This window comes from Pseudomonas sp. HMSC063H08 (assembly GCF_001813645.1).
GTDB classification, from domain to species: Bacteria; Pseudomonadota; Gammaproteobacteria; order Pseudomonadales; family Pseudomonadaceae; genus Pseudomonas; species Pseudomonas aeruginosa.
In genome coordinates this window covers 76,801-92,992 of record NZ_KV813561.1, presented here as the reverse complement: position 1 = coordinate 92,992, position 16,192 = coordinate 76,801, and the positions used below count along the sequence as shown (strand labels likewise).

The window sequence follows — 16,192 nt, the reverse complement described above, 5'->3', positions numbered from 1 at the left end:
GGCCGGCGCCTGGGTGATGCCGCCGGTCCAGGGCGGGATGCTGCCATCGGCGTTGCCGGCCCGCTCCGCTCCCAGCGGGGTCAGGTCCTGGTCCAGGCGTGCGGCCTGGACTTCGTCTACCTTGGCCTGCGCCGCCCAGGCGCAACCGGCCCCGAGCAACAGGATGCCCAGTTTCTTCAACACAGCAGTCTCCTTTGCAGCCGGCCGAGCCGTGCCGCTCTTATTATTGGATCCGGCCGAAGCCGGGAAACGTGCAGCTTGAAGGTGAGGTCCGCCGGGTGTTCCCGGTCTGCTTGGAGTCCCGGCGCCGGTTCGGCGCCAGGGATACGTCGCTGGTGCGGTGGATCAGTCGATGCGCTCGAACTTGAGGTCCCAGACGCCATGTCCCAGGCGCTCCCCGCGCCGTTCGAACTTGGTCACCGGACGCTCTTGCGGGCGCGGCACGAAGCGGCCGTCTTCGGCCTGGTTGCGGTAGCCCGGCGCCGCGCTCATGACGTCCAGCATGTGCTCGGCATAGGGCTCCCAGTCGGTGGCCATGTGCAGCACGCCGCCGACCTTCAGCTTGCGCCGCACCAGTTCGGCGAATTCCGGCTGGACGATCCGCCGCTTGTGGTGGCGCTTCTTGTGCCAGGGATCGGGGAAGAACAGCAGCAGCCGATCGAGGCTGGCGTCGGCCACGCAGTGGCGCAGCACTTCCAGCGCGTCGCAGCTATACACCCGCACGTTGCCCAGGCCCTGGGTCAGCAGGCCGTTGAGCAGCGCGCCGACGCCCGGCTTGTGCACCTCGACGCCGATGAAGTCGATGTCAGGCGCGGCGGCGGCCATTTCCAGGGTGGAATGGCCCATGCCGAAGCCGATCTCGAAAGTCCGCGGCGCCCGGCGACCGAAGATCGCGTCGAAGTCCTGAACCTCATCGCTCAGTTCCAGGCCGAACTTCGGCCAGCCCAGGTCGAGGCCACGCTGCTGGCCTTCGGTCATGCGCCCGGCGCGCATCACGAAGCTCTTCACGGTGCGCATCGGCCGTGCTTCGTCGTGTTCCGCCAGGGAGTCCTGGGCCGGGGATTGCGGGGTATCGCTCATGGAAAAGAAAACCTTGCTAGAGACAGAAGGGCGGGCTGCCTGCCGGACGCTTCCCGCATCCGGCGGACAGCCCGCCCCAGGTAGTCGGTATCAGTCGATCAGGCCGTCCAGCGGCGACGAGGCGCTGGCATACAGCTTGCGCGGCATGCGTCCGGCCAGGTAGGCGAGGCGACCGGCGACGATCGCGTGCTTCATGGCCTCGGCCATCATCACCGGGTCCTTGGCATGGGCGATGGCGGTGTTCATCAGCACCGCCTCGCAACCCAGCTCCATGGCGATCGCTGCATCGGAAGCGGTGCCCACGCCGGCGTCGACCAGCACCGGGACCTTGGCTTCCTCGAGGATGATGCGCAGGTTGTAGGGGTTGCAGATGCCCAGGCCGGAGCCGATCAGGCCGGCCAGCGGCATCACCGCGATGCAGCCGATCTCGGCCAACTGGCGGGCGATGATCGGGTCGTCGCTGGTGTACACCATCACGTCGAAGCCGTCCTTCACCAGTTGCTCGGCGGCCTTGAGGGTCTCGACGACGTTGGGGAACAGGGTCTTCTGGTCGGCGAGGACTTCCAGTTTGACCAGGTTGTGCCCGTCCAGCAGCTCGCGGGCCAGGCGGCAGGTGCGCACGGCCTCGACCGCGTCATAGCAGCCGGCGGTGTTCGGCAGGATGGTATAGCGATCCGGCGGGATCACATCCAGCAGGTTCGGCTCGTCGGGATTCTGCCCGATGTTGGTGCGCCGCACCGCCACCGTGACGATCTCCGCTCCGGAGGCCTCGATGGCCCGGCGGGTCTCGTCGAGGTCCTTGTACTTGCCGGTCCCCACCAGCAGGCGCGAGCCATAGGTACGGCCGGCGATGACGAAGGGGGTATCGGTACTGGATGCTTGGCTCATCGGATGACTCCTGGATGGAAAGGCTTGCGGGGCCGATGGAAGGGTTCGGGGGCCAGGCCTAGCCGCCGCCGATGGCGTGGACGATCTCCACGCGATCGCCATCCTTGAGCGCGGTGCTGGCGTGCTGGCTGCGCGGCACGATATCCAGGTTCAGCTCGACGGCCACGCGGCGGCCGCCAAGCTCCAGGCGGGCCAGCAGGTCCGCGACGCTCTCCGCGTCGGGCAGCTCGAAGGGCTCGCCGTTCAGTTGAATCTGCATGGCTGGACGGTCACGAAAGTGAAAGGGAGCGGCATTCTAGCCCGATCCACCCCGATGACCAAGGCGCCTTGTCGACAAGTGCGCCGCCTGAGGCAACCGGTCTCAGGCGTTGCCCAGGCGCCAGGCGGCCAGCCCCAGGCACAGCCAGCCGGCGAGGAAGGAGACGCCGCCGAACGGGGTGACGATGCCGAGCTTGCCGATGCCACTGAGGGTCAGCAGGTAGAGGCTGCCGGAGAACAGCAGGATGCCCAGCGTGAACAGGCCACCCGCCGCGCTCACCAGGCGGCCGTCCAGGCGGGTGGCGAGCAGCGCCACGCCGAACAGCGCCAGGGCGTGGATCAACTGGTAGTGCACGCCGGTCTGGAATACCGCCAGGTACTCGGCGCTGAGCTGCTTCTTCAGGCCGTGGGCGGCGAACGCCCCGAGGGCCACGCCGGTGAAACCGAAAAATGCCGCCAACAACAGGAAGGGACGAAGCATGGACAAGACTCCGGTGATAGCATCCAGCCCGCTATAATGGCCGCCCCCTTCTTCCAAGCCAAGCCGCGCATGTTGCGATCCCTGTTCCGCCGCCTGTTCAAGTACCTGCTCTGGTTCATGGCCGCCAGCGTCGTGCTGGTCGCGGTCCTGCGCTGGGTGCCGCCACCGGGGACCATGGTCATGGTCGAACGCAAGGTCGGCTCCTGGGTCGACGGCCAGCCCATCGACCTGCAGCGCGACTGGCGCTCCTGGGAGCAGTTGCCGGACAGCCTGAAGGTCGCGGTGATCGCCGGCGAGGACCAGCACTTCGCCGAGCACCACGGCTTCGACCTGCCGGCCATCCAGCAGGCCCTCGCGCACAACGAGCGCGGCGGCAGTATCCGCGGCGCCAGTACGCTCAGCCAGCAGGTGGCGAAGAACGTCTTCCTCTGGTCCGGGCGCAGTTGGCTGCGCAAGGGCCTGGAGGCCTGGTTCACCCTGCTGATCGAGACGCTCTGGACCAAGCAACGGATTCTCGAGGTCTACCTGAACAGCGCCGAATGGGGCCCGGGCGTCTTCGGCGCGCAGGCTGCGGCACGCTATCACTTCGGCCTCGACGCCGAGCGCCTGAGCCGCACCCAGGCCAGCCAGCTCGCCGCGGTGCTGCCCAGCCCGCTGAAATGGAGCGCGGCCAGGCCGGGCCCCTACGTACGCCAGCGCGCGGCCTGGATTCGCCAGCAGATGTGGCAGTTGGGCGGCGACGACTACCTGCTGCGCCTGGAGCGCTGAAAGCTCAACGCGGCGGTTTTTCCAGGGCCTGGCGCGGCACCGCGAGCATCAGCCGCAAGTCGTCGTCCGGCAGGTGCGCGGTCAGGCCCAGTTGCGGATAGACCCAGGCCTCGCCCTGGGCCAGTTGCAGGCGCAGGCGCGGCTGGCCGAGACTGGCCAGCAGCCGCTCGGCACCGACCCTGCCTTCGGGAATCATGCTCAGCGCCACGATCGGCTTGTCGCCCAACTGTCCTTCCAGCCCGGCGCTCAATGGCTGCGGCGCGCTGCCAGGCTGCAACGCGGATGCCCGCTGCAGGCTCAGTTGCTCCTCGGCGCTCAGGCCCAGCTCGCCTTCCACCTGCCAGGGGCCGCCGTCGCCCAGCAGGCGGCCGCGGAAGGCCAGGCGCACGCCATCCAGGCGCGGGTCCACCCACAGCTCGCCATCCACCGCGTCGTGCAGTTGGCGCAGGGTCAGGGCGTTGTCCGCCAACGGCGCCAGCACCTGCTCCTGCCAGTCGGCCAGCCACGGCAACGGCCGCGCCGGTTCCGGCGTACGGACCAGCCAGGCGCCGACGACGAAGGTCAGGACCGCCAGCGACAGGTAGAACAGCCAGCGGGTATTGCGCGGCATGGGATTCCTCCGGGCAGAAAAAAACCGCACCCTTGCGGGGTGCGGTTTTCGCGAGGCGCGGCGATCAGGCGAGAATCCGCCCTTTCAGCTTGCTCATGGCGTTCTTTTCCAGCTGCCGGATACGCTCGGCGGAGACGTTGTACTTTTCCGCCAGGTCGTGCAGCGTGGCCTTCTCCTCGGACAGCCAGCGCTGCTGGAGAATGTCGCGGCTGCGCTCGTCGAGGCCTTCCAGCGCCTCGTGCAGGTTGGCGCTGGAGCTGTCGCTCCAGTCGGCGTCTTCCAACTGGCGCGCCGGGTCGTAGCGGTGGTCTTCGAGGTAATGCGCCGGCGACTGGTAGGCGCTCTCGTCGTCTGCGTCGGCGGCCGGGTCGAACGCCATGTCCTGGCCGGTCAGGCGGCTTTCCATCTCGCGCACTTCGCGGGGCTCGACCCCCAGGCTCTCGGCGACGCGATGGACTTCCTCGTTGTTCAACCAGGCCAGGCGCTTCTTCTGGCTGCGCAGGTTGAAGAACAGCTTGCGCTGCGCCTTGGTGGTGGCGACCTTGACGATCCGCCAGTTGCGCAGGATGAACTCGTGGATCTCCGCCTTGATCCAGTGCACGGCGAAGGACACCAGGCGAACGCCCATTTCCGGGTTGAAACGCTTCACGGCCTTCATCAGGCCGACGTTGCCTTCCTGGATCAGGTCGGCCTGGGCCAGGCCGTACCCCGAATAACTCTTGGCGATATGAACAACGAAGCGCAGGTGCGCCAACACCATCTGCCGCGCCGCTTCCAGGTCTTGCTGATAGAAGAGGCGTTCGGCCAGTTCACGCTCCTGTTCCGGCGACAACAGCGGAATGCTGTTCACCGAGTGCACGTAGGCTTCCAGGTTTGCGCCTGGAACCAAGGCATGTACAGGTTGCAAAGAAGTGGTCATGCGAATCCTCCGATTCACGAAACTCGCGCAGTGTAGCACTCGGATATCTGACTGCAAGCGGGTGTATAAGTTCCTTTACAGCGACCCGCTGACCGGTCGTGATTCCCCTGTCCTCAGCGCGGCGCCAGCTCGCGCAGGTGGCGGGCCACGGCCAGCCAGGCGCCGACCCAGCCAAGCAGCACCGCGCCGACGGTGAGCGACAGGCCGTCGTCCAGCGGCACGCCCTGCAGGCCGAAGTCGCTGCCGTACAGCCCTGAAAGGTTGACCACCGAACCGTTCAGCCAGTTCAGCGAATAGGCCAGCAGCGCCCAGGACAGGATGCCCGCGCCCAGGCCGTACAACGCGCCCATGTACAGGAATGGCCGGCGCACGTAACCGTCCGTCCCGCCGACCAGCTTGATCACCTCGATTTCGTTACGGCGATTTTCGATGTGCAGGCGGATGGTGTTGCCCACCACCAGCAAGAGGGTCAGCACCAGCAGGATGGTCAGGCCGAAGACGAAGCGTTCGCCGAGCTTGAGGATCGCGCTCAGGCGCTCGACCCATACCAGGTCGAGCTGCGCCTGCTGCACATGAGGCAGCTCCGCGAGCTGCTGGCGCAGCGCTTCCAGGCCGGCCCGGTCGATCTGCTTGGGCGTGACCGAGATCACTGGCGGCAGCGGGTTCTCCGGCAGCTCCTTGAGCGCTTCGCCCAGGCCGGACTGTTCCTGCAATTCGCTGAGCGCCTGCTCGCGGCTGATCAGTTGGGCCTCGATCACGTCCGGCAGGCGTTCGATCTGCTCGCGCAGGTCCTGGCCCTGGTTTTCGCTGGTCTTCAGGTCGAGGAACAGGGAGATCTGCGCGGCGCGCTGCCAGGAGCCGCCGAGCCGTTCGACATTGTTCAGCAGCAGCGAGAGGCCCATCGGCAGGCTCAGGGTGATACCCATCACCAGGCAGGTGAAGAAGCTGCCGAACGGGTGGCCGAACAACCGGCGCAGGCTGTCCACCAGGCTGGCGCGATGGCTTTCCAGGTAGGCGCTGAACGAGCCGCTCCAGTCGGTCTGTTCCTGGCTCGGTTTCTCGCGGGTCTTGCGTTCCGGTGCGCCCTCTTCGGGGCCACGGGGAAGATCGTTGGCGCTCATCAGGCCTCGTCCTCACGGTCAGCGATGATCCGGCCACGCTGCAGGGTCAGCATGCGATGGCGCATACGGGCGATCAGGGCCAGGTCGTGGCTGGCGATCAGTACGGTGGTGCCCAGGCGATTGATATCCTCGAACACGCCCATGATTTCCGACGCGAGTCGCGGGTCGAGGTTGCCGGTGGGTTCGTCCGCCAGCAGCAGGGCCGGCTGGTGGACGATGGCGCGGGCAATGCCGACCCGCTGCTGCTGGCCGGTGGAAAGGTCGGAAGGCAACGCCTCGCCCTTTTCCTTCAGGTTCACCCGCTCCAGGGCCGAGGCCACGCGCTTGGCGATCTCCGGCTTGGGCATGCCGAGGATCTGCAGCGGCAGGGCGATGTTGTCCGCCACCGTACGATCGGTGAGCAGTTGGTGGTTCTGGAACACCACGCCGATCTGCCGGCGCAGGAAAGGGATCTGCGCGGTAGTGATGCGCCCCAGGTCCTGGCCGCCGAGCAACAGCTTGCCGCTGGTCGGTCGCTCCATCGCCAGGATGAGGCGCAGCAGGGTGCTCTTGCCGGCGCCGGAGTGGCCGGTGACGAAGAGGATCTCGCCACGGTGCACGCGGAAGGACACCTCGTGCAGGCCTACGTGGCCGTTGGGATAGCGTTTGCCGACCTGCTCGAAGCGGATCATGCGTTCTCCCGCTCTGCGAAGAGTGCCTGGACGAAGGCGTCGGCCTCGAAGGTACGGAGATCGTCGATCCCCTCGCCGACACCGATATAGCGGATCGGCAGGCCGAACTGCTTGGCCAGGGCGAAGATCACCCCGCCCTTGGCGGTGCCGTCCAGTTTGGTCAGGGCCAGGCCGGTCAGCTCCACCGCGAGGTTGAACTGCTTGGCCTGGTTGATGGCGTTCTGCCCGGTGCCGGCGTCGAGCACCAGCAGGACCTCATGGGGCGCCGTCTCGTCCAGCTTGCCGATCACCCGGCGCACCTTCTTCAGCTCCTCCATCAGGTTGTCCTTGGTATGCAGGCGTCCGGCGGTATCGGCGATCAGCACGTCGATGCCGCGGGCCTTGGCGGCCTGCACCGCGTCGAAGATCACCGAGGCGGAGTCGGCGCCGGTGTGCTGGGCGATCACCGGGATGCGGTTGCGCTCGCCCCAGACCTGCAACTGCTCCACGGCGGCGGCGCGGAAGGTGTCGCCGGCGGCCAGCATGACCTTCTTGCCCTCGAGTTGCAGCTTCTTCGCCAGCTTGCCGATGGTGGTGGTCTTGCCCACGCCGTTCACCCCGACCACCAGGATCACATAGGGCTCGCGCGCGACGTCGACCTGCAACGGCTGCTCCACCGGGCGCAGCAGGCTGGCCAGCTCTTCCTGCAGCGCTTTGTACAGCGCACCGCTGTCGGCCAGCTCCTTGCGCGCCACGCGCTTGGTCAGGTTCTGCACGATCAGGGTGGTGGCCTCGACGCCGACGTCGGCGGTCAGCAGGCGCGTCTCGATGTCGTCGAGCAGGTCGTCGTCGATTTCCTTGCGGCCGAGGAACAGGCTGGCCATGCCTTCGCCGATGCTGGCGCTGGTCTTGGACAGTCCCTGCCGGAGGCGGGCGAAGAAGCCCGGCCTGGTCGCCGGCTCGCTGACTGCCGGAGCGGCGGCCAGCGGCGCAACGGGCTCGGGCTCGGGCTCGGGCTCGGGCTCGGCAGCGAGGATAGGCTCGGGTTGCGCGACGGGCGCCTCGGGCCGGGGCGAATGCTCCTCGGCCGATGCTGGCTCGTCACCGGCGAGCGGCGCTTCGGCAACCGGCGCCGGCGGCTCGGCCGGCTCGGCAGCGGAGGGCTGCTGCCGACCTGGCTGTTCTGTCAGGGATTGCGCCACGTCATCGGCAGGCGCGCGCTGCTCGGCGGCCGCTGTCTCGGAGACCGGCTCGACAGGCTGATCGGCAGGCTGCTCGCCGGCTTGCGGCTTTTTCCGCCACCAGCCGAACAGACCTTTCTTTTCCCCGCCCTGCGGGGCCTTCTTGTCGTCGTTGGAACCAAACATGAATGCTTGTATCTCAAGGGAGCGGCACGGGACGTGGCCGCCCGGAAAACGGATGGGTATCCTAGCATCTCCTCGCCCGACGGGGCTAAGGGTCCTGCCCCGCAGTGACCTGAGACCCCGGTGGCGGCACGAAAGGTCCAGATCACCATGAAAACCCCAGCTCGCCGCCGCGTCGGCCTGCTCCTAGCCAGCCTTTGTCTCCCGCTTTTCGCCCAGGCGGCGGAAACCCAGCCCACCCACGAGTTCAGCCTCGACAACGGCCTGAAGGTCATAGTGCGTGAAGACCACCGCGCCCCGGTGGTGGTTTCCCAGCTCTGGTACAGGATCGGCTCCAGCTACGAGACACCCGGGCTCACCGGCCTGTCCCACGCCCTCGAACACATGATGTTCAAGGGCAGCCGCAAGCTCGGCCCGGGCGAAGCCTCGCGGGTGCTGCGCGACCTGGGTGCGGAAGAGAACGCCTTCACCACCGACGACTACACCGCCTATTACCAGGTCCTGGCCCGCGACCGCCTGCCGGTGGCGCTGGAGATGGAAGCCGACCGCATGGCCCACCTGAGCCTGCCGGCCGACCAGTTCAAGAGCGAGATCGAGGTGATCAAGGAGGAGCGCCGCCTGCGCACCGACGACAATCCCAACGCCCTCGCCTTCGAGCGCTTCAAGGCCGCCGCCTACCCGGCCAGCGGCTACCACACCCCGACCATCGGCTGGATGGCCGACCTGCAGCGCATGACCATCGACGACCTGCGCCACTGGTACGAATCCTGGTACGCGCCGAACAACGCCACCCTGGTAGTGGTCGGCGACGTCACCGCCGACGAGGTCAAGACCCTCGCCAAGCGCTACTTCGGCGAGATCCCCTGGCGCCAGCTACCGCCGGCGCGCAAGCCGCTGGAACTGGCCGAGCCCGGCGAGCGCCGGCTCAAGCTGTACGTACGCACCCAGCTGCCGAACCTGATCATGGGCTTCAATGTGCCCAGCCTGGGCAGCAGCGAGAACCCTCGCGAAGTCAACGCCCTACGCCTGATCGGCGCGCTGCTCGATGGCGGCTACAGCGCCCGCCTGGCCTCGCGCCTGGAGCGCGGCGAGGAGCTGGTCGCCGGCGCCTCCACCTACTATGACGCGTTCAACCGCGGCGACAGCCTGTTCGTCCTCTCGGCCACGCCGAACGTGCAGAAGGGCAAGACCCTCGAGCAGGTCGAGGCCGGTCTGTGGAAGCAGCTCGACGACCTCAAGCAGAACCCGCCCAGCGCCGCGGAGATCGAGCGCGTGCGCGCGCAGATGATCGCCGGGATGGTCTACGAGAAGGACTCCATCGCCGCCCAGGCCAGCAGCATCGGCCAGCTGGAAAGCGTCGGCCTGTCCTGGAAGCTGATCGACCAGGACCTGGAGGCCCTCAAGGCAGTGACTCCGGACGATATCCAGAAAGCCGCCCGCACCTATTTCACCCCGTCGCGCCTGACCCTGGCGCAAGTGCTGCCTGTGAAGGCCGAGGAAAAGGAGGCCCGTCATGAGTGAGCGCACAGGGCTGCGTTATGGCCTGCTCGGCCTGATCGTCATTGCGTTGCTGGCCGCGCTGGCCTATTTCGTCGCGCGTCCCACCCAGACCCCGGCGGCGGCCCATGCCGCGGCGGTCGAGGAAAACCAGTTGCAGTCGCTGAAGGACGTCGCCAAGCAGCCGCCGGTCCATCGCAAGCTGGACATCCAGGAATGGAAGACCGCCGAAGGCGCCAAGGTGCTGTTCGTCGAAGCCCATGAACTGCCGATGTTCGACCTGCGCCTGACCTTCGCCGCCGGCAGCAGCCAGGACGCCGGCACCCCCGGCCTGTCGATGCTGACCAACGCCATGCTCAACGAAGGCGTGCCGGGCAAGGACACCACTGCCATCGCCGCCGGCTTCGAGGACCTCGGCGCCTCGTTCAGCAACGGTTCCTACCGCGACATGGCGGTGGCCGGCCTGCGCAGCCTGTCCGACGCCGACAAGCGGACCCAGGCGCTGAAGCTGTTCGAACAGGTGATCGGCCAGCCGACCTTCCCCGAGGACGCCCTGGCACGCATCAAGAACCAGGTCCTGGCCGGTTTCGAGTACCAGAAGCAGAACCCCGGCAAGCTGGCCGGGCTGGAGCTGTTCAAGCGCCTCTATGGCGAGCATCCCTACGCGCACTCCAGCGACGGCGACGAAAAGTCCGTTCCACCGATCAGCCGCGAACAATTGCAGGCGTTCCACAAGAAAGCCTACGCCGCCGGCAACGTGGTCATCGCGCTGGTCGGCGACCTCTCGCGGCAGGAGGCCGAAGCGATCGCCGCGGAAGTCTCCAAGGCGCTGCCCCAGGGCCCGGCGCTGGCCAAGACCGCCCAGCCGGAAACGCCCAAGCCCGGCCTGACGCACATCGACTTCCCCTCCGAGCAGACCCACCTGATGCTCGCCCAGCTTGGCATCGACCGCCAGGATCCCGACTACGCGGCGCTCTACCTGGGCAACCAGATCCTCGGCGGCGGCGGCTTCGGCACCCGCCTGATGGACCAGGTGCGAGAAAGGCGCGGCCTGACCTACGGCATCTATTCCGGCTTCACCGCCATGCAGGCACGCGGTCCGTTCATGATCAACTTCCAGACCCGCGCCGAACTCAGCGAAGGTGCGCTGAAGCTGGTCCAGGACATCGTCCGCGACTACCTGGCCAACGGCCCGACCCAGAAGGAGCTGGACGACGCCAAGCGCGAACTGGCCGGCAGCTTCCCGCTGTCCACCGCGAGCAACGCCGACATCGTCGGCCAGCTCGGCGCCATCGGTTTCTACGGCCTGCCGCTGGACTACCTGGAAAGCTTCCTCAAGCAGGTCGAGGGACTCAGCGTCGAACAGGTCAGGACCGCCATGGCCAAGCACCTGGACGCCGACGCCTTCGTCATCGTCAGCGCCGGCCCGAGCGTGCCGCAGAAACCCCTGCCGCCACCCACCGCCAAGCCGGCCCAGCAACCCAGCGGCGTTCCGGAGCATTGATGAGCAAACCTACTGCGAAAGCCCCCGGCCGCCACGGCGGCCAGGGACAGCTGCGGATCATCGGTGGCGAATGGCGCAGCCGGCGTTTCGTCTTTCCCGACGGGCCCGGCCTGCGACCGACCCCGGACCGGGTCCGCGAGACCCTGTTCAACTGGCTGGCACCCTATGTCGAAGGCGCACGGGTGCTCGATCCCTTCGCCGGCAGCGGCGCGCTGTTCCTCGAGGCGTTGTCGCGCGGCGCCCGCGAAGGGCTGGCCCTGGATACCAACGGCGAAGCGGTGGCGGCCCTGCGCAACCACCTCGACGCGCTCAAGTGCGGCACCGCCCAACTGGTCCTCGGCGATGCCGTGCGCTACCTGGGAAACCAGGCTCCGAGCGCCTTCGACCTGGTGTTCCTCGACCCGCCGTTCCATCAGAACCTGCTGCAGGACGCCTGCCGCCTGCTCGAAACCCGCGGCTGGCTGAACCCCGACGCCTGGATCTATACCGAGAGCGAGAGCGTCCCCTCGTCCCTCGGCCTGCCCGGAAACTGGCGGCTGCACCGGGAAAAGAAAGCCGGCAACGTACATTACGCGCTCTGGCAGCGGGGAGCCTGAGGATGAGCCCGGCTTCCGCGAGCATTCGCCAACGCCTGCTGGCGCTTGGCGAGCCTTGCGCGGCGCAACCCGCCGCCGACTGGCAGGGCGATATCGCCCTGCCCGCCGAGCTGGAGCGTTTCTACCGCGAGGTCGGCCCACTCGACTGCACCCTGGAGAGTGCCGGCAACCCATTTTTCCTGCCGTCCCTGGCCCGCCTCTGGCAGCGCCAGGCCGGCTATCGCTGGCACGGCATCAGCGGCGAGCGCCTGTCGGGCTGGCAGGACGACTGGCTGGTGGTGGCCGACCAGGGCGCCGACCCGTTCATCCTCGAGACCGGCAGCGGGCGCATACTCTTCGACCTGCATGGCGGCAGGGGCTGGGACCCGGCCCCGTGCTTCGACGACCTGTGGCAGATGGCGGCCAGCCTGGCCTGCTTCGGCGAGGTCTGGAGCGGCGCCGGCGAGGACATCCTGCTGGACGACTGCAGCGTCGCGCCCCGCTATCGGCAGCAGCTCGTCGACGAACTGCAACCGATCCTCGGTTCGCGCCAGCGGGCGGAGGACCTCGCCGACGAGTTCGGCTGGTAAGCTGGTGACCACACCACCACCGCCCATGACCTGCGCATGACCGCGTCCCCGACCTTCCAGCCCGCCTGGTGGCTGCCCAATCCGCACCTGCAGACCCTGTGGAGCCCGTTCTTCCGCCGCGGGCCGACCCTGGAACGGCAGCGCGAACGCCTGTGGCTGGCCGATGGCGACTTCATCGACCTCGACTGGGCCGGCCCGCACGATGCCGAAACCCCGCTGGTGCTGGCACTGCACGGCCTCACCGGGTCATCCTCGTCGCACTACATCCTCGGTCTGCAGCGCGCCCTGCTGGAGCGCGGCTGGGCCAGCGTGGCGCTGAACTGGCGCGGTTGCTCGGGGGAGCCGAACCGCCTGCCGCGCGGCTACCATTCCGGGGTCAGCGACGACCTCGCCGAGGTGGTCGCGCACCTGCGCGCCAGGCGCCCGCAAGCGCCGCTGTACGCGGTCGGCTATTCGCTGGGCGGCAACGTGCTGCTCAAGTACCTGGGCGAAACCGCTGGGGACTGCCCGCTGCTCGGCGGCGTCGCGGTGTCGGTGCCGTTCCGCCTGGACGAGTGCGCCGACCGCATCGGCCTGGGCTTTTCCCGGGTCTACCAGGCGCACTTCATGAAGGCCATGCTGGCCTACGTGCAGGACAAGCAGCGGCTGTTCGGCGAGCAGGGCCAGGCGGAAGGCCTGGCCGCCCTGCAACGCCTCGGTCCGCTGGAGGGCACGCGCACCTTCTGGGACTTCGACGGCCGGGTCACCGCGCCGCTGCACGGCTTCGCCGACGCCAGGGATTACTATCGGCGCGCGTCCAGCCGCTACTACCTGCCGGACATCCGCACGCCGAGCCTGATCATCCATTCCAGCGACGACCCCTTCGTGTTCGCCCGCAGCCTGCCCGATCGCAGCGAACTGGCACCCTGCACCGAGCTGGAACTGCACGCCCGCGGCGGTCACGTCGGCTTCGTCGACGGCTCTCCGCGCCAGCCCACCTACTACCTGGAACGACGCATCCCCGACTGGCTGGAGGCCCGCCTGCGGCAGCACTGAGCTGGCCGGCGTCCGGCGACGGGCGGCAGAATAGGAACAGGCTGAAGGAAAAAGGGGGGCGAATGGAACTGACGCTGCGGCACAACCCGATGCTCGACGACGCCGACTGCGAGGCGATCCTGGCGATCCACGCGGCAGTCGGCTGGGACCGGCGCATGCCGCCTGCCGAGCTACGCACGCTGTACCAGCATTCCGGCTATTCCCTGCTGGCCGAACGCGACGGCCGCCTGGTCGGCCTGCTGCGCGCCGAGGAAGAAACACCGATTCGCGTCTGGCTGGCGGAAATCGCCGTGCTGCCAGGCGCACAGCGCAGCGGCGTCGGCGCAGCCCTGCTGCGGCGCTTCGCCGAGGATCACCGCGGCGCCTACCTGTTCACCGACGCCACCCTCGGTACCGAAGCCTTCTTCCGCCGCCACGGCATCCACATCCAGCAGGTGCTGGAGAAAACCCTGCGCGATCAGAGCGGCACGTAGAGCCGCTCGGAAATCCCGTCCACCGCATCCTGGGCCTGCGCCTCGATGTGCCCGCTCTCCAGCGCCAGCACCTGGTAGATGCCGCGACGCAGTTGCGCCTCGCTGAGGTCGCCGTCGAGATCGAGGGTGGTGCAGAGGAAGCGCACCCAGGAGGTGAGGATGATCCAGGCGTTGAGGGTCAGGGCCTCCAGCTGGGTCTCGTTCATCCGCAGGATGCCGGCCTCGGTGAAGCCCCGGTAGATCGCCTTGGCGTTGACCAGGCAACGCTGGGCGAAGGCGCGGTAGCGCGCCGCCAGCTCCGGGTCGCTTTCCAGCAGGTGCTCGAGGTCGCGGTGGAGGAAGCGGTAGCGCCACATCGCGGCCAGTAGCGCTTCCAGGTAGAAGGTCTTGTCGTCCACCGTCAGACCCCGCCCTTCGGGCAGGCGCAGGAAACTCTCGACGTGGCTTTCGTACTCGGCGAACAGCTCGGCGATGATCGCCTGCTTGTTCGGGTAGTGGTAGTAGAGGTTCCCAGGCGATATACCCAGGTGGGTGGCGATATGGTTGGTGGTGACGCTGCGCTCGCCCTGGGCGTTGAACAGTTCCAGGCTGGCCTGGGCGATGCGATCGCGGGTCTTGATGCGTGGTGCCATGGGGACGACGGGCTCGTTCGGGTAACAGTGCGGGGCGCGCCCCGCCGTGACAGCGTAGAAGGTACACAAAGCCGGCCGCCCGGGTCAGCCCCCGGGGCGGCGGCCGGCGACCGGCCCGCCTTTCGTTGGGTACGCAAGCGCCGGGCTGGCAGGCATGCTGTTTGACACTTTAGAGTATTTACTCTAGAAATCCAGCGACGTAGCGAAATTCATCGGACCGAGCAGGTCCGCCATAACGACAGACGCGCGGCCACGCAGCCGCCCACGCTTCGCCGAGGAGCCAGCCCATGGTCGCCGATATCGCCTACCTGCAGCAGAGCCAGCAGGAAATCAACCAGCTCGAAGCCCTCTTCGCCCGCCAGCGCGCCGCCTACCTGGCGCAGCCGATGCCCGACGCCACGCAGCGCGTGCAGTGGCTGAAGGCCCTGCGCGACCTGCTGTTCAAGGAACAGCAGGCACTGATCGAGGCCATCGACCAGGACTTCAGCGCGCGCTCCGCCGACGAGACCCTGCTCGCCGAGATCATGCCCAGCCTGCACGGCATCCACTACGCCGCCAAGCGCGTGAAGAAATGGATGAAGCCTGCGCGCCGCGCGGTCGGCCTGCAATTCCAGCCGGCCTCGGCCCAGGTGGTGTACCAGCCGCTGGGCGTGGTCGGGGTGATCGTGCCTTGGAACTATCCGCTGTTCCTCTCCATCGGCCCGCTGACCGGGGCCCTCGCCGCCGGCAACCGGGTGATGATCAAGATGAGCGAGTCGACCCCGGCCACCGGGCGCCTGCTCAAGGACCTGCTGGCGCGGATCTTCCCCGAGGACCAGGTCGCCGTGGTGCTAGGCGAGGTAGACGTCGGCGTGGCCTTTTCCAAGCTGCCGTTCGACCACCTGCTGTTCACCGGCGCCACCAGCGTCGGCAAGCACGTGATGCGCGCCGCCGCCGAGAACCTGACCCCGGTCACCCTGGAGCTGGGCGGCAAGTCGCCGGCGATCGTCTCCGACAGCGTGCCGATGAAGGACGCCGCCGAGCGGATCGCCTTCGGCAAGAGCCTCAACGCCGGGCAGACCTGCGTCGCGCCCGACTACGTGCTGGTACCGAGCCGGCGCGTCGAGGAATTCGTCAGTCAGTACAAGGAGGTGGTCCAGGGCTTCTTCCCGCGTCTTTCGGACAACCCCGACTACACCGCGATCATCAACGAGCGCCAGCTCGGCCGCCTCCGGGGCTATCTCGACGACGCCCGCGAGAAGGGCGCGACCCTCGTCCCGCTGTTCGCCGAAGGCCAGCAACGGCGCCTGCCGCAGACGCTGCTGCTGAACGTCAGCGACGACATGAAAGTGATGCAGGAGGAAATCTTCGGCCCGCTGCTGCCGGTGATCCCCTACGAGCGCCTGGAAGACGCCCTGGCCTATGTCAACCAGCGCCCGCGACCGCTGGCCCTGTACTACTTCGGCTACGACAAGGCGCAACAGCAGCGCGTGCTGCACGAGACCCACTCAGGCGGTGTGTGTCTGAACGACACCCTGCTGCATGTCGCCCAGGACGACATCCCGTTCGGTGGCGTCGGTCCCTCCGGCATGGGCCACTACCATGGCCACGAAGGCTTCCTCACCTTCAGCAAGGCCAAGGGCGTGTTCAGCAAGCCGCGCTTCAACGCCGCGCGAATGATCTACCCGCCCTACGGCAAGTCGATCCAGAAGCTCGTCTACAAGCTGTTCGTGCGCTGAACCGGGGCGCGTGCGGCGCCCCCTCATTC

Annotated in this window: 18 protein-coding genes and 1 pseudogene; 8 read left to right on the top strand and 11 right to left on the bottom strand. The window is 67.7% G+C overall.

From position 1 onward, the window contains the following. The 5 genes and pseudogenes from HMPREF2924_RS25535 to HMPREF2924_RS25515 form a co-directional block, all read right to left on the bottom strand. Positions 1-183: pseudogene (locus HMPREF2924_RS25535) on the bottom strand (DUF1329 domain-containing protein); the annotation flags it as partial. A 162-nt stretch (positions 184-345) separates the two neighbouring features. Further along, a complete protein-coding gene (gene trmB, locus HMPREF2924_RS25530) occupies positions 346-1,017 on the bottom strand; it encodes a tRNA (guanosine(46)-N7)-methyltransferase TrmB (protein ID WP_003128948.1) in 672 nt (223 codons plus the stop codon). 153 nt (positions 1,018-1,170) lie between these two features. Further along, positions 1,171-1,968 carry a thiazole synthase gene (locus HMPREF2924_RS25525; RefSeq protein WP_003084517.1) on the bottom strand — a complete coding sequence of 266 codons (798 nt, stop codon included), beginning with the start codon at positions 1,966-1,968 and terminating at the stop codon, positions 1,171-1,173. Between the two features lie 58 nt (positions 1,969-2,026). Further along, on the bottom strand, positions 2,027-2,227 hold the full coding sequence (gene thiS, locus HMPREF2924_RS25520) for a sulfur carrier protein ThiS (protein ID WP_003110013.1): 201 nt from the start codon (positions 2,225-2,227) through the stop codon (positions 2,027-2,029). Between the two features lie 102 nt (positions 2,228-2,329). Beyond that, complete coding sequence (locus HMPREF2924_RS25515; RefSeq protein ID WP_003084513.1) at positions 2,330-2,707, bottom strand: DUF423 domain-containing protein; 378 nt, start codon at positions 2,705-2,707, stop codon at positions 2,330-2,332. Between the two features lie 36 nt (positions 2,708-2,743). Here HMPREF2924_RS25515 and mtgA point away from each other — a divergent pair, with 36 nt between their 5' ends. Next, on the top strand, positions 2,744-3,475 hold the full coding sequence (gene mtgA, locus HMPREF2924_RS25510) for a monofunctional biosynthetic peptidoglycan transglycosylase (RefSeq protein WP_003100972.1): 732 nt from the start codon (positions 2,744-2,746) through the stop codon (positions 3,473-3,475). Positions 3,476-3,479: 4 nt separating this feature from the next. Here mtgA and HMPREF2924_RS25505 read toward each other — a convergent pair whose 3' ends face one another. The 5 genes from HMPREF2924_RS25505 to ftsY form a co-directional block, all read right to left on the bottom strand. After that, positions 3,480-4,085 (bottom strand): hypothetical protein, encoded by a 606-nt coding sequence (locus HMPREF2924_RS25505; RefSeq protein ID WP_003084511.1) that lies wholly within the window; start codon positions 4,083-4,085, stop codon positions 3,480-3,482. Between the two features lie 64 nt (positions 4,086-4,149). Further along, positions 4,150-5,004, bottom strand: a complete 855-nt coding sequence (gene rpoH, locus HMPREF2924_RS25500; RefSeq protein WP_003084510.1) for an RNA polymerase sigma factor RpoH — start codon at positions 5,002-5,004, stop codon at positions 4,150-4,152. Positions 5,005-5,117: 113 nt separating this feature from the next. Beyond that, the gene (gene ftsX, locus HMPREF2924_RS25495; protein ID WP_003084508.1) at positions 5,118-6,125 is read right to left on the bottom strand and encodes a permease-like cell division protein FtsX; all 1,008 of its coding nucleotides are present in this window, start codon (positions 6,123-6,125) and stop codon (positions 5,118-5,120) included. Further along, positions 6,125-6,796 carry a cell division ATP-binding protein FtsE gene (gene ftsE, locus HMPREF2924_RS25490; RefSeq protein ID WP_003084505.1) on the bottom strand — a complete coding sequence of 224 codons (672 nt, stop codon included), beginning with the start codon at positions 6,794-6,796 and terminating at the stop codon, positions 6,125-6,127. The genes ftsX and ftsE overlap by 1 nt, the downstream gene beginning before the upstream one ends. Further along, positions 6,793-8,142, bottom strand: a complete 1,350-nt coding sequence (gene ftsY, locus HMPREF2924_RS25485; RefSeq protein WP_023095111.1) for a signal recognition particle-docking protein FtsY — start codon at positions 8,140-8,142, stop codon at positions 6,793-6,795. The genes ftsE and ftsY overlap by 4 nt, the downstream gene beginning before the upstream one ends. A gap of 120 nt (positions 8,143-8,262) precedes the next feature. Between ftsY and HMPREF2924_RS25480 the strand changes: the two genes are divergently transcribed. From HMPREF2924_RS25480 to HMPREF2924_RS25455, 6 genes are all read left to right on the top strand, one after another. After that, positions 8,263-9,660: a M16 family metallopeptidase gene (locus HMPREF2924_RS25480; protein WP_003084498.1), complete on the top strand. Its 1,398-nt coding sequence runs from the start codon at positions 8,263-8,265 to the stop codon at positions 9,658-9,660. Next, the gene (locus tag HMPREF2924_RS25475; RefSeq protein ID WP_003128927.1) at positions 9,653-11,140 is read left to right on the top strand and encodes a M16 family metallopeptidase; all 1,488 of its coding nucleotides are present in this window, start codon (positions 9,653-9,655) and stop codon (positions 11,138-11,140) included. The genes HMPREF2924_RS25480 and HMPREF2924_RS25475 overlap by 8 nt, the downstream gene beginning before the upstream one ends. After that, the gene (rsmD, locus tag HMPREF2924_RS25470) at positions 11,140-11,736 is read left to right on the top strand and encodes a 16S rRNA (guanine(966)-N(2))-methyltransferase RsmD (RefSeq protein ID WP_003102864.1); all 597 of its coding nucleotides are present in this window, start codon (positions 11,140-11,142) and stop codon (positions 11,734-11,736) included. The genes HMPREF2924_RS25475 and rsmD overlap by 1 nt, the downstream gene beginning before the upstream one ends. A gap of 2 nt (positions 11,737-11,738) precedes the next feature. Further along, positions 11,739-12,305, top strand: a complete 567-nt coding sequence (locus HMPREF2924_RS25465; protein WP_003084491.1) for a hypothetical protein — start codon at positions 11,739-11,741, stop codon at positions 12,303-12,305. A gap of 36 nt (positions 12,306-12,341) precedes the next feature. After that, positions 12,342-13,340: a hydrolase gene (locus HMPREF2924_RS25460; RefSeq protein WP_070700715.1), complete on the top strand. Its 999-nt coding sequence runs from the start codon at positions 12,342-12,344 to the stop codon at positions 13,338-13,340. 62 nt (positions 13,341-13,402) lie between these two features. Next, on the top strand, positions 13,403-13,813 hold the full coding sequence (locus tag HMPREF2924_RS25455) for a GNAT family N-acetyltransferase (RefSeq protein WP_003084489.1): 411 nt from the start codon (positions 13,403-13,405) through the stop codon (positions 13,811-13,813). Here HMPREF2924_RS25455 and HMPREF2924_RS25450 read toward each other — a convergent pair. Beyond that, a complete protein-coding gene (locus tag HMPREF2924_RS25450) occupies positions 13,798-14,445 on the bottom strand; it encodes a TetR/AcrR family transcriptional regulator (protein WP_003084488.1) in 648 nt (215 codons plus the stop codon). The two genes, HMPREF2924_RS25455 and HMPREF2924_RS25450, sit on opposite strands and share 16 nt — an antisense overlap. A 287-nt stretch (positions 14,446-14,732) precedes the next feature. Between HMPREF2924_RS25450 and HMPREF2924_RS25445 the strand changes: the two genes are divergently transcribed. Next, positions 14,733-16,163 carry a coniferyl aldehyde dehydrogenase gene (locus HMPREF2924_RS25445; RefSeq protein ID WP_003084487.1) on the top strand — a complete coding sequence of 477 codons (1,431 nt, stop codon included), beginning with the start codon at positions 14,733-14,735 and terminating at the stop codon, positions 16,161-16,163. The last annotated feature ends 29 nt before the right edge of the window (positions 16,164-16,192 follow it).

What these genes read in the sequence shown, in the direction of transcription:
- HMPREF2924_RS25465 (WP_003084491.1), top strand. Translation starts at nt 11,739, where the DNA reads ATGAGCCCGGCTTCCGCGAGCATTCGCCAACGCCTGCTGGCGCTTGGC.
- thiS (WP_003110013.1), bottom strand. Translation starts at nt 2,227, where the DNA reads ATGCAGATTCAACTGAACGGCGAGCCCTTCGAGCTGCCCGACGCGGAG.
- HMPREF2924_RS25460 (WP_070700715.1), top strand. Translation starts at nt 12,342, where the DNA reads ATGACCGCGTCCCCGACCTTCCAGCCCGCCTGGTGGCTGCCCAATCCG.
- HMPREF2924_RS25455 (WP_003084489.1), top strand. Translation starts at nt 13,403, where the DNA reads ATGGAACTGACGCTGCGGCACAACCCGATGCTCGACGACGCCGACTGC.
- ftsX (WP_003084508.1), bottom strand. Translation starts at nt 6,125, where the DNA reads ATGAGCGCCAACGATCTTCCCCGTGGCCCCGAAGAGGGCGCACCGGAA.
- HMPREF2924_RS25475 (WP_003128927.1), top strand. Translation starts at nt 9,653, where the DNA reads ATGAGTGAGCGCACAGGGCTGCGTTATGGCCTGCTCGGCCTGATCGTC.
- HMPREF2924_RS25450 (WP_003084488.1), bottom strand. Translation starts at nt 14,445, where the DNA reads ATGGCACCACGCATCAAGACCCGCGATCGCATCGCCCAGGCCAGCCTG.
- mtgA (WP_003100972.1), top strand. Translation starts at nt 2,744, where the DNA reads ATGGCCGCCCCCTTCTTCCAAGCCAAGCCGCGCATGTTGCGATCCCTG.
- trmB (WP_003128948.1), bottom strand. Translation starts at nt 1,017, where the DNA reads ATGCGCACCGTGAAGAGCTTCGTGATGCGCGCCGGGCGCATGACCGAA.
- HMPREF2924_RS25505 (WP_003084511.1), bottom strand. Translation starts at nt 4,085, where the DNA reads ATGCCGCGCAATACCCGCTGGCTGTTCTACCTGTCGCTGGCGGTCCTG.
- HMPREF2924_RS25515 (WP_003084513.1), bottom strand. Translation starts at nt 2,707, where the DNA reads ATGCTTCGTCCCTTCCTGTTGTTGGCGGCATTTTTCGGTTTCACCGGC.
- ftsY (WP_023095111.1), bottom strand. Translation starts at nt 8,142, where the DNA reads ATGTTTGGTTCCAACGACGACAAGAAGGCCCCGCAGGGCGGGGAAAAG.
- rpoH (WP_003084510.1), bottom strand. Translation starts at nt 5,004, where the DNA reads ATGACCACTTCTTTGCAACCTGTACATGCCTTGGTTCCAGGCGCAAAC.
- HMPREF2924_RS25445 (WP_003084487.1), top strand. Translation starts at nt 14,733, where the DNA reads ATGGTCGCCGATATCGCCTACCTGCAGCAGAGCCAGCAGGAAATCAAC.
- HMPREF2924_RS25525 (WP_003084517.1), bottom strand. Translation starts at nt 1,968, where the DNA reads ATGAGCCAAGCATCCAGTACCGATACCCCCTTCGTCATCGCCGGCCGT.
- rsmD (WP_003102864.1), top strand. Translation starts at nt 11,140, where the DNA reads ATGAGCAAACCTACTGCGAAAGCCCCCGGCCGCCACGGCGGCCAGGGA.
- ftsE (WP_003084505.1), bottom strand. Translation starts at nt 6,796, where the DNA reads ATGATCCGCTTCGAGCAGGTCGGCAAACGCTATCCCAACGGCCACGTA.